At 39.4% G+C, this 12090-nt stretch carries 12 protein-coding genes; 7 read left to right on the top strand and 5 right to left on the bottom strand.

What is annotated here, in order from left to right:
* Positions 1-35 precede the first annotated feature (35 nt).
* Complete coding sequence (locus tag J3L18_RS21840; RefSeq protein WP_112571060.1) at positions 36-1343, bottom strand: TlpA family protein disulfide reductase; 1308 nt, start codon at positions 1341-1343, stop codon at positions 36-38.
* Between the two features lie 659 nt (positions 1344-2002).
* Here J3L18_RS21840 and J3L18_RS21835 point away from each other — a divergent pair.
* A complete protein-coding gene (locus J3L18_RS21835) occupies positions 2003-2572 on the top strand; it encodes a helix-turn-helix domain-containing protein (RefSeq protein ID WP_112571062.1) in 570 nt (189 codons plus the stop codon).
* Positions 2573-2587: 15 nt separating this feature from the next.
* Here the strand turns inward: J3L18_RS21835 and J3L18_RS21830 are convergent, their stop codons facing one another.
* The 3 genes from J3L18_RS21830 to J3L18_RS21820 all read right to left on the bottom strand — a co-directional run bounded on the left by J3L18_RS21830 (position 2588) and on the right by J3L18_RS21820 (position 3909).
* Positions 2588-3193: a hypothetical protein gene (locus tag J3L18_RS21830; protein WP_112571064.1), complete on the bottom strand. Its 606-nt coding sequence runs from the start codon at positions 3191-3193 to the stop codon at positions 2588-2590.
* Between the two features lie 29 nt (positions 3194-3222).
* Positions 3223-3489, bottom strand: coding sequence for a hypothetical protein (locus tag J3L18_RS21825; RefSeq protein ID WP_112571066.1), 267 nt, complete (start codon positions 3487-3489; stop codon positions 3223-3225).
* Between the two features lie 177 nt (positions 3490-3666).
* Positions 3667-3909, bottom strand: coding sequence for a helix-turn-helix domain-containing protein (locus tag J3L18_RS21820; protein ID WP_112571068.1), 243 nt, complete (start codon positions 3907-3909; stop codon positions 3667-3669).
* A gap of 131 nt (positions 3910-4040) precedes the next feature.
* On the opposite strand from J3L18_RS21820, the gene J3L18_RS21815 reads away from it, so the two are divergent.
* A complete protein-coding gene (locus J3L18_RS21815; RefSeq protein WP_112571070.1) occupies positions 4041-4298 on the top strand; it encodes a hypothetical protein in 258 nt (85 codons plus the stop codon).
* A gap of 283 nt (positions 4299-4581) precedes the next feature.
* Here the strand turns inward: J3L18_RS21815 and J3L18_RS21810 are convergent, their stop codons facing one another.
* Complete coding sequence (locus J3L18_RS21810) at positions 4582-5061, bottom strand: response regulator (RefSeq protein WP_112571072.1); 480 nt, start codon at positions 5059-5061, stop codon at positions 4582-4584.
* A gap of 119 nt (positions 5062-5180) precedes the next feature.
* Between J3L18_RS21810 and J3L18_RS21805 the strand changes: the two genes are divergently transcribed.
* The 5 genes from J3L18_RS21805 (at position 5181) to J3L18_RS21785 (ending at position 12083) form a co-directional block, all read left to right on the top strand.
* Complete coding sequence (locus J3L18_RS21805; protein ID WP_112571074.1) at positions 5181-6362, top strand: hypothetical protein; 1182 nt, start codon at positions 5181-5183, stop codon at positions 6360-6362.
* A gap of 125 nt (positions 6363-6487) precedes the next feature.
* Positions 6488-6658 carry a hypothetical protein gene (locus tag J3L18_RS21800; protein ID WP_167516255.1) on the top strand — a complete coding sequence of 57 codons (171 nt, stop codon included), beginning with the start codon at positions 6488-6490 and terminating at the stop codon, positions 6656-6658.
* Entirely contained in the window at positions 6658-7320 is a 663-nt protein-coding gene (locus J3L18_RS21795) for a hypothetical protein (RefSeq protein ID WP_112571076.1), read from the top strand. Before J3L18_RS21800 ends, J3L18_RS21795 begins: the two co-directional genes overlap by 1 nt.
* A 406-nt stretch (positions 7321-7726) precedes the next feature.
* Entirely contained in the window at positions 7727-8218 is a 492-nt protein-coding gene (locus J3L18_RS21790; RefSeq protein ID WP_112571078.1) for a GNAT family N-acetyltransferase, read from the top strand.
* Between the two features lie 187 nt (positions 8219-8405).
* Entirely contained in the window at positions 8406-12083 is a 3678-nt protein-coding gene (locus J3L18_RS21785) for an AAA family ATPase (RefSeq protein WP_112571080.1), read from the top strand.
* Positions 12084-12090 lie beyond the last annotated feature (7 nt).

The raw sequence follows: 12090 nt of genomic DNA, 5'->3' as shown, positions 1-12090 counted from the left end.
AATTTGTTAAAATTTGAGTTTTGATTTCCTCCTCTTTATTTATCCTTAATGCTCAGCATTTCAACTTTTCTATATGCTGCATAAAGTTTTAAACCGTATCGCCTGAGATTTTTTTTCATAGCAGCCATATCCACTACACTATCCTTAAATTGCAGATCGACGTTTCGGAGATATCCCGTATCGTCAAGGATTACGGCGTTATTACTAATCTTATTCAGATATATACATAAATTGAGCAGGGGGGCATTGTTAAGCCTGGGATTAACTTTGTCGGTTAGCGCATCAATATATTGGCCTCCCTTTGTATGCATTAGGTCGGTATGGCCCGATCTTTCCAGTATCCAGCAGTGTATTTTCCGTTTTTCAAATTGGGCTTTATAAGGGGTGTACCTGTTCATATCCTCCAGAATACGGTCATATAAATGAGCCATCTCATCTGGCGGAACTATAAGTTCATAGCTGTACAGGTTTGCACTTTCCCAGGTGGTTTTGTTTTCTTTAGATGCCCTAAAAGAAAGTTTGGAGGGATCTCTAACTTCAACCGACAGCCGGTTTTCGCTTAATCCTGGGAGTATACCAGCGACGACACTTTGATAAATGGATAATAGGCTACGGTTGTGCAGGATAATACCGCGAGCCGTATCATTTATAACCCGCATCCCGCCACCGCCGATCCCGTCAATCTTCCCCTTTAGCAGCATACTGAATTGCAATAGGTGTTCTGTAGGAAGCTCTTTTACTGTATAAAGAGGTCGTGTGGGATCAAAATCACTTTTATGATGGACAGGTGCCTGATTATTTTTAAAAAAGCGTATAATATTATCACGTGTCAATTCATCGGCGGAAGTAATAGACTTTACGATGCCATTTTGATCTATCCATACATAATGGGGAATAGAAAAATGCGGGAACATTTTTTCTAATAACGTGTCCCCGGTAGCAGAAGGTAAACTGAATTTTGAAATGCCCGATTTATCGAACTTTCGCAGAGTGGTGAGGATTTTTCCTTTGGTGTCTTTTGTGTTTAGGGCATTGACCAAAAGGATTTGCAGTTCATCTTTAAATTCATTTTGTAAGCTATCGGTTAAGGGGAAATGCGCTAAACAGGAACCACACCAGGTAGCCCAAAAGTCAAGGATCAATAACTTGCCTTTAAAGTTGAATAATTTCACGCTTGCAGCGGGTTGGCCGTCAGCTCCTGAATAATTAATGAGGTTGTTAATGGTAATATCGGGAATTTGGTCGCCGATTTTGAGAGCAGTGATATTTGGTTTGTCCTGCGCACGCGCTCCAAAATCTAGGCAAAGCACAGCCAGTACTATTATTAGTATAGTTTTTTTCATGTAATTCAGTTAATGAGTTAGTTGATAATAATTGCCGTAAATGAATACGAAAAGAAGAAACGGCAGCCTTATGCAGAGATTAACTATTAACTGATCGGCTGCCCTTTACCCGCTATTTATTCGGGACTACAAATTATGTTTTTGATCGGGTTCTGGAGTGAAAAGGAAGTGATTTTTCGAGTAATAAATAAAGAAAACAGATAGCGATTACTTGAATAGTAATCGAAGAATAACAATGAATTTATCTGTTTTTGAATGACCTTCATTTTCTTTTAATATCTTTTTATGACACCAAAAGAAATGAACATAAGGCAGGGCCGCCTTTAGTGCTTATTCTGCCGAGAAGGCGTAGGACGGCCACCGTCCGAAGACGGCCGAACACAGAATAAGCAGGCGACCCAAATCCTTATGCCATGCAAAGATAGCATAGGAAATGAGTTCATACCTACTCTTGTGTTCTGAATGTCCTACTTTTCCCCACAAGTTCTTTCGGTAGTATTTACTCAATCCTAAGATTGTTGTTATAAACTATTTGAATTTACATCTATAGGCAATCACATCATTTAATTTACATCAAATATAACAATTTAGATTAATATATACAAATCAACAGTTAATTAACTTAAAAAAAGTATATACTATATCTCTTCATTTGATTAATGATAGAAGATAGCCTCCGTTTAGAAAAAGGAAAGAAAAAATATAAGGTTCCTAACGCCACCGAAATATTAGGAGAAAAACTTAAGCAACGAAGAATAACATCTGAATATTCATTAAGTGACGCAGGAGATTTAACAGGTTTTTCTACTTCAACGATTGTTGATATTGAAAACGGGGTAACAGTCGATATAAATTATTATATTGCCTATGCTCAAACTTTGCTATATCCATTGTCAGAATTTTTTGATATAAACATCCCATATGGTCCAAGATACAAGCTTTCATCTAAGAAACAATCCAGAGTTTTTATAACCTATAATATTAAAAAATTATATACTGATTTCGATTTTTTTGCTCAGAAGCAATCAGTAGGGGATGTGGCACTCAAGTTACTGGAATTGGAGGTTATCACAGACATTAGCCCGTTTATAAGAACCAGGATTTCTGGGGTTCTCTTAAGTTTGGTGGATGAAAATATGCTATTTGTTTCGGAGAAAAAAGGCAGAAACAATCTGTACTTAAAAACTAGCAAAAAGCTGATCAGAAAAGGAAATACAAAGAAAAAATAAAATCCTTATATACTTTTATAATGGATACTTATTGGTCACCTTTAATTTCTGATAATCATAAGCATTTCCATTATCAAGAACGGCCAGTTCATCATAATATTTATTGGCCAGTTCTTTATACTGGTTAAACTGTTTTCTCCTGTCTGCAATTTGTTTACTGTTAAACTTCCACGACTCATCGCCACCTAATCTAAAACTAAGTTCTCTATAAATCTCGGCCCTCAGTACCTTTAAATAAAAGTTCTGCATTTTTAATGTAATCGCTTTTTCAGCCATGTTTTTAGCTATAATCAAATTATTGAATGCGATTTTATTTCCCAGGTCCGGATTTACCATCACCTTATTGAAACTCAAATAAAGAACTGCCCGGAAAAACAAACTGGAGGTATCATTTGGATGAGTTTTTAAGTTTTTGTCCAGGCTATCCGTCAATGCGGAATACTTATTGGCATTCGGCTTACCAATCGTACCATCATTTATATCAATCAACCCTGATCTGACCTGTACGGGTAACTGCGCAAAACTAAAAGTTGATTTTACGGATAGAATAATTAGAATTATGAAAACAAGATTACACTTACTCATGAGCAGAAGATTAGTATTTATTTTCTTAATGATCATAACAATCAAACAAATGATTAGGGGTTTATCTAACAAAGTTCATTACTATTACAGGTACTATCCAAATAGGCTTTATACCGTAGATAGTTAATTAACTCTTTTTTTTGATCATCGTTCATTTCTCTATATAACATCACTGCGCTATCTCTAAAATCCCTGAAATTAATATACCAGCCATTTCGCTCTTCAGCGTCCAGCAAGCCTTCATCTGTTAACAGTTGAATAAGTCCTACGATTACCTGATAACCCAAAACGCTATACACTGGATGGTTATCAAATAAATCGATTCTTTTCATTTCCTGATTGTATCCGCGTTAAATATGGTTTAAGCCAGGCAAACACTTCAGCAGGCATTTACAAAATTAATTTTATAAGCGACATAGCTACCACGGGGAAATGTACTTATCTCCCGAATTTATACCAGTCTATCCCGAAAATATAATTTATGGATTGCAAAAAAGAGTTGAAAACCGCTATTGACTAGCTTCCGGATTAAACTCTAACAATTCTTTGGGCTCAACTTCGAGGGCTTTCGCCAGCTCGGCGAGAGAAAGGAGGGTAATGTTTTGTTTTCCGCTTTCATACCGCTGAATATCTGCATATTCTACGTTACATAGCAGCGACATTTTGCGGAGGGTCAGGTTTTTAGCCTGCCTTAAAAACTTAAGACGCTTTCCAAATTGTATTAATATTCCCTTATCTAAATCGCTAACCATTATCCTTGTAAATGATTAGGGAAATTGGAATAATATAATGTTAATGCTGTTGTGGCATATCACAACAAAGTTTAACTTTGATAATAGTCATGTTGTCACCTATCGTGACTTTATCAAAAACACTGTTGACAATGAGCAATGAATTATCGCTTTTGGAAAGAAAAATAGAAGATCTGTTTGGAGAAGAGCCGTTCAACGAGGTTGACGAGGAACTTTTCAGATGGCTGATGTTCGCTTATTTTGACAAGGGAAGCAATATCAAAAATTTGGATAGCCCGAATTTTGAAATGTTCAGAGATAAGCTTGCCGTGCTGATCGATGCGGTTTACCTGTGGCACCAGGGCCGGATGAAACTCGAAAAACTCAATAACAATCCTCTATCCCAATAGTCTCAATTCGGAAGAGATGCCTTTGAACACAAATTATGTTGTTTTCGGATGTTTATGGTGGCCGGAATATGGTAGTTGTGGAATAACACAACAAAATTGTTACAATCCAAGATGCTTTCTCAAATGCAAAAACGGTCTTAAAAGAGAAAAGCCAGGCATCGCGCCAGGCTTTTCTTACCTAAACCTTATCACAATAGCACGGAATGTGCTAAGATTTTTAAATATACCTGTATTTTCCGGATTGTCAACACTTACTTTAAAGTCAGTGTAAAAAGGGATATTTTCAGCGTTTCTTTTGTTTTTTATAGAATGTTGTCATAAGGGCCAGGAACTTTTCAAAAGAGTAGGGTTTGTTGATCATTTCCGCAACATTCAATTGATAATCTTTTATGCGGCTCAGCCGTTCGGAAGTTGTAATCACAACTTTAACAGAAGACGGAACATGAGGGAGGAAAGCCGGCGCATTCATCGGGCTCATATAGAAATCAAGAAATATAAGATCCAGCTTGCCATCCTGAATTAAGGGCAATGCCAATAACGGATCGGTAAAAGTAGCCACAAGATCAACGAACGGTATCCGGCTGCAATACTCTGTCAATATTTCATTGCACGAAAACTCATCATCTATCCCGATACATCTTATCATATAGGTTACTTTGAAGTCCTTATAAGTAAAAATAGGATTTTTTAAAGAAATATTAAATGATAAACCATAATTGGAAGAATAATCGTTGCCGGTTGGGTGAATTTGTCCGTATGTCATCAAACCTACCCCTATTTAGTTACCGTAAACCCCTGATATAAGTATTTATACCACTTCGGTGGCCGCTTAGTTTTGGAAGTAAATTTTATTGTTTCAAAAACAAATTTTTAGCATCATTTATGAACTTTATATCTATCCAACTGCGGCTATTTGTACAAGAGTCAATAGACCCTAAAAATTTTACGGGCAAACATATCACTACTTTAGAATTCAATAAATGGAAAAATTTCCTGAAAAAAGAAGTTACCGCTATACTTCTTAAAGTTTCAGAATGGCCTTTGAATCTACAGGAGCATGATGCAAAGCACATTGAGCGTTTAATTACCGGCATTGTTATTTTAAGCAATACGCTGAATTCCTACATTTTAAAAAATTCCGTTTTTCTAAAAAACCATCCCCAGGCGAAGATTATCAGGGAACATTACTATTATTCCTTTAATCTATTGGAAGAGCTCCTGTTGTCGCTCGGTGAATCCTTTCCGGGAGCGGCAGCTGGCGTAAAAATATCACAGGCAAATTTGCGACATGTTATCCCCGGCTTGAAAAAAAAGTTTTATAAATTATGCGGTCATTTTAATGAGTTCGTTATTGATAAAGCACTATTGGATATTGTAATACCCGGCATCTCAGCGCTTATCAATAAAAAGGACATCACCTGGGATGACACGAGGTACATTTCCTCCCTGATGGATCTGCTGTTAAACGATTCTGAGTTAGACAACAAAAAACTGGCCGACCTGCTGATCATTCACGATTTTAACATACAAGCGTTTTACCTCTATTATCTACACCGGCTCAGGGAGCGCCTGGATGACATTCCCGGCCTGCATGAACAACGAGAAATGTTATTAGCAGAAAAGGACAGGCTTTATAACCTGACGACCGAAAAAGGATTGATCATGCCCTCTAAGAACAGGAGTCTATTTATGGAACTGGGTGAATTTGTAAACGGTAAATATACTTTCGCAAAAAAAAGGGTTAAGTTACAGCGGAGATTTATACGAGATACTAAGAATGCAAAAACAAATACGCGCTTCCTGATCAATTTACCGGTTCCGCAGTTTGGCCTGTTCATCAGGATGCAAATTGAAAAAGGGTTCCTGGCAAAGGAAAATCTTGGCGAGCTATTCAAATTTTTCGCCGGCCACTTTTATACACCCAACACGTTGTATATTTCTCCGGATAGCTTGCAAAAAAAATCCACCGACGTAGAATTCGCTACTGCACAAAAACTAAAAGGACACCTGATCGGCATGATCAACTGGCTCAATGCCAACTATAACCTGTCCAATTATAATTAGTTAAAGATGAGCATCTGGCCGGTAATATACTGGCCGGTAACTATACCAGGCCTGGCATCAGACGTATAATAATGATTTGAGTAATTAAATTAATTTGCCGATATTTGTTATTAATCATTACGATCATGAGCGACAAGGATTTAAAAAAATTGACCGACCTGGTTAAAGAAGAACTTAAAACCGTTCCTACAAAGGAACAGGCGCTTCAATCCTTTATTTCGGCAGGCATCAAGAACGACAAAGGAGAGTTCACCGCGCCGTATGCTATCTTAACTAAACTGGTTAAATCTGCCTGATGTATGAATCCCGGCCAAATCTGATCATTGGTTTTCACGGCTGCGAAGAAGAGATCAAGAACAAGCTCATCAATAGTTCCAGTACGATTCAGTTGAGTGAAAAGCCTTATGACTGGCTTGGTCATGGCATGTACTTTTGGGAAAACAACTACGACAGGGCCTTACAATGGGCCAAAGACAAAAAGAAGCGCGGAGAGATCAAAGTCCCTGCAGTTGTTGGCGCTGTTCTTCATTTAAATTATTGTTGTGATTTTTTAGATAGCCGCTATATTCAGCTGTTAAAATTCCATTACCGATTGATGGCCAGCCGATATCACGCGCTCGGAGAGGAACTTCCTGAAAATAAAGATCTCGCCCACGATATTCATAAAGATAAGATTTTAAGAGTGCTGGATTGTACAACTATAGAGTACATGCATGCCGGGATATATAAACAATACCAGGCAGAAATTGCGGCTAAGGGATTCAGCGAGATCAAGCTGTTTGATTCCACCAGGGGCGTATTTACTGAGGGCGGGCCAGCCTTTACCGGTGCAGGCATTTTTGAGAAAAGCCATATACAAATCTGTATCCGGAACCCGGATTGTATTCAAGGGTTTTTTAATCCCAGGAAGGGTTTTGATTTTATGAAGTGGCTCGACAAAAAATATGGCAGTGCCTAAATAGTAAACAACAGTGATAAAGAACTTTGTTGGCCAATTGTGCTTATGAATTTTAACCTTTCCATAAAAAAACCAAAAACCACAATATCAGAAGTAGAACCGCAAAGATTGTCTGGTCTGAAAATCTCTCTTTAATTCCCGCTGCAGTCAGGTATTTCTCGCGACCAATGCCCCATTTCTTCATCACTGTCTTTTTTTAAAACAACTCTGATTATCAACCGAATATATATCGAATAGAGATTAAACAATTATAACTATAATTACATGCAAAAGCAATGACACGCTAATATACAAACATACTTATCATGGTTATATAGTTTAAAGTTAACCGGCGATACGGGTTCTGATCATGGGCATATTCAATTATTTATTGCATCTTTAATATTACTTATATCATCTGCCACTCATGGAAAAAACGGTACCAGCAAAAGAACATCTTCTTATCGATAAGCCTGCCGAATTTTCCAACCAAATCATCAAGCAGGTACAGGAATTGATACAGGAAGGCGGACAGATTAAGCCCGAATTGATCAAAGTCGGCCTGCACCGGGCCGCACTTTTAGCGGTCATTCTTAAAGGAGACCTGGTCATAAGTGTATGTTGTCTCAAAACTCCGTTAAGTTCTTACCGGGATAGCGTGTTTAAAGATGCCGGTGTGCCTGAAATGAAAGATGATTACAATGCTGAATTAGGCTACGTGGTTACGCACTCTGACTACGAAGGCTTAAAGCTTTGCCAACAGTTGCTTACTGCCATGTTTCCGCACCTAAATGATAAGGCCATATTTGCCAGTACCCGAAAACCCGCAATGATACATATATTGGGTAAGTTTGGTTTTAAACCAGTGGGTAAAGTTTACAAGCAGGACTTAAGTTTACTGATACGCCAAGGTATTTAAGGGCTGTAATTCTCTGCTTACTTACTGATACTAACAATTATTCCCGGCAGCCTGGCTCAAATAGTTGTGATAGCTCGCGGCTGAAGCGTATAGATTCCTCAATTAAATCCATAATAATTTATCGGCAAGGTTTTTTTATCTAATTTAACCCGGATATAAAACCATATTATTCAATAACCTTGTCCTTATGCATTTAACTGTTCGAATGGCCTGGCATGACAACAAATGGAACGGTAAAGTTTGTTGCGACCCGGCATCCAATACCTATTGTACGGGCGTTCATTCCCTGTTATCCGGCAGGATCGAGAAGCGAAAAAACACAACCTACGAGCAAAGCGATGGTGTTCGCGGGGAATATGTCGCCAAAAACTTTACACCCGGAAACGTCCCACCCTGTTATTGGAGCATTAATGCATTCGGTGATCAGGATATCCCTGTGGAACATCAGCACGCCTTTGATTCGATAGAACAAAGGATACCTGAAACCCTGCGCAAATACTCGGTAATCACCTGGCCCTTTAAGCTATCATTCGTTCATGGCAAAGAAAGCAAGGCGCTTCATGGTAATTACTGGCCGGACCTCGACCAACGGATTGATAATTATATCCAAAAATTCATTCCTAAGCAATCCGTCCTGTTTTTTTACGCCAACTATGATAACCCGGTATCAGGTGATGATATGAAATACCTGATTTTGGGTTGTTCCCTGGTCAGCGAATTGCCCGTACCGCAACATTATGACCTAAGTGATGAAGAGGTTGCGGATTGGAGGGCACCCGGTAAGAAGTTTAAGGACGGAAATTGGCAGGATGATGAAACCATGAAAAACTTTCCTACGATGAACTGGATGCTGCAATTCAGCCATGATCCGGAGAGCGCCTTATTGTTACCTTACCATGAATATCTGGCCTATACTGACGCGCACCCCGATGCAGCAAGCTTACTGGAAGATATCAAGGTGGTCGCAGATGAAGAATCACTTATCAAAGGATTTAAGTATGTGAGCATGGACATTGATGATGATAAATGCCTCTACCTGCTCTACAAAATCCGCAAAGCGATTTTGAAGATCCAGGATCATAACCAGGTCGTTGTTAAAACCGACTATGAAGCGGAGCAGGAAAAAATTGAAAAGCTGATCAGGGGTGTTTGGGAGAAAAGGGGCATTTATCCCGCCTTGGCGCATGTGCTGAATTACCTCATTGAAGACAAAAAGAAAGCTGATGAGCTGGCGAAGATCATCCGGTTCAATGCTAACAATGACTATGACCTGCAAAAAATCTTCGATTCGATATTGGCAGAAGATTTCCCTGGCTACCTGATGCCTTTTGAAGATACTTTGCTTGACCTGGCCGAGAGCCAGCAATTTAAAAAGTATCATAAGTCGTTCAGTAAGCTATCGCTATTTATATTAACGGAGCACCAGGTCAATAAGATCATTAAGGATAAACCGTTGCTTAAAATCATTGAGGAAAACCCTTATATCCTTTATGAGGAATATGAGCCTGATGAGGATAACCTGGACATCCCGGATATGCAGGATGAACCCATAGATGTTTTTAAAGTGGATATGGGTATGATCCCTGACACCAACTTTATGACCCGGCACCGGAAGATGCAGCGTTTAAAGGAGGACAGCCCGCAGCGGTTACGTTCGGTAATCATTAATTACCTATGGCAGATCAGTAGCCAGGGCCATTGTTACAGTTCGGCCAAAGAAACGTTAGATAACCTTTACGAATATCCACTGATCTACAAATCAGGTATCAAACTTGACGATGAGGCCATCCTGTTGCTGGATGATTATTATAAAGCCCACTTTCTTGAAAAACTCTATATCGAGGAATCCAAAAAAGAAAAATACATCTACCTGAAGATCGTCAAACAGGCCGAGGCTTATGTGGAGGAAACCATCACCACCCTTATGAACCGAAAGACAGCCTACCGCGGCAATATTGATATTGCTAAACATATCAAAAGCAGTCTTGCCAAATTAGCCGAAATTGTCAAAACAACGGAACAGGTTGAGATCTTTACGAACGAAAGAAAACAGCTTTACCAAAACGTTTTTGAGAAGGCACTTTTTGTGCTTACCGGCAAGCCGGGAGCGGGAAAAACCTATGAAACCAGTAAGGTCATTGAGCACTTAAACTCTTTGGGGGAAGAAGTAGTCATCCTGGCACCGACCGGTAAGGCTGCATTAAGACTCACGGAAAACATAAAGGCACATACTACTTTGGAGGGTATTGAGGCCAAGACCATTGACAGTTATATTTATCATAAAGGATTCGGATATCTGAACGATAATTGGGATGCGGCCTTTGAACTGGATGATGAAGATAAGATCAGGATCGATAACCTCGTTATTGATGAATCTTCCATGCTCGATCTTAACAAACTGTCCATCCTGTTTTCCATCATCTGCATTAATGAACAATACCCTAAAAGAGTGATCCTGGTGGGTGATGAAAATCAGCTACCCCCAATTGGCATGGGCAAGCCATTTCACGATATGATCACTTACCTAAAATCTGATGACCGGCTCGCTGCACAATACTATATCCATTTAACCTCCAACTGCAGACAAGAGAATGATGAAAATATTTTAGAGCTGGCAGAAGCGTTCACCGAAAAAACAAGGTGTTATGAGCAGGCTTTTAACCTGATCGATAGCGGGGAGGGTAAAAAGAGCAAGGGTCTATATGTGTATAAATGGCCCAATGAAGAAGTCCTTCATCAAAAGGTACTCACCGCACTGGAGGAAGTGTTTACACTGGAAATACCTGCTCCTATCCCCGAAGATCATTTTCCCAAGCTCAACCTGCTTTTCAAATTGTATGACAGCGGCTATGTGAACAATCAGAACCTTAAATGGCGGGACGTATTGCAATTGGAATCTTTCCAGGTGCTGACCCCTTACCGTACCGACTATTTCGGGACAGTTGGCATTAACCGGCTTATTCAGGGACAATACCGTTATGTAGATACCAGGGGAAAAGAGGAAGATGTATTCAGGCAGTCTGAAAAGATCATCCGGCTTAATAACTGGTATTGGGGCTATGGGACAAACCGCAGGCTTGCCCTTTCCAATGGCTCCATGGGGGTAGTGAATTATAAATACAAAAAAACTAAAAACTGGTGGAAACAGGAAAAACAATACTTTTTCAGGGATGCCGACCGTATTTTGAACTCCATAGATGACCAGGAAAACTTTGACCTCGGTTACGCGATTACGGTTCATAAATCACAGGGCAGTGATTTCCGAAATGTGTTTATGATCATCCCCAAAAAGACAGCCTTGTTGAACAAGGAGCTTTTGTATACTGCGCTCACCCGCTCCAAATTCAGACTGTTCATTTTTATACAGGAAACCGGAGAAAACCTGCTGATGAAAGCCAAAAAAACCTCGGCGCTTTTGCCACGGCGAACCTCTATTTTCAGGAAACCGGAGATTAAGGTGGGTAAATTCTCACCGGAACCGGGAATAACCGTTTCCTCAAAAATCGAACTGATCATTTACCAGGCCTTGCAGAAAAGCGGGTTAAACTTCAAATATGAGTTCCCTTTAGAAATTCCCGGTCTGCTATACAAGATCCACCCTGATTTTACCATATACCTTCAAAATGGTAAAACAATTTACTGGGAGCATTTGGGAATGCTTGACCTGCGTAAATACTGGAATGACTGGCAGGAAAGAAAAGGGCAATTTATCGGTGATAACAAGTTTGATGATTTGGTAACAACCGATGACCTGGAAGGCGTGGACATGAAAAAACTTAATGAGGTGATTGATGATATCAAACACCTAAACCTAAAGAAGACATCGGGCAACAGGTTTTCAGATCATCATTATGAACTCAATTAATTTATAA

The sequence above is a fragment of the Mucilaginibacter gossypii genome, assembly GCF_017569325.2.
Classification (GTDB): domain Bacteria; phylum Bacteroidota; class Bacteroidia; order Sphingobacteriales; family Sphingobacteriaceae; genus Mucilaginibacter; species Mucilaginibacter gossypii.
This window is presented reverse-complemented; position numbering and strand designations above follow the sequence as displayed.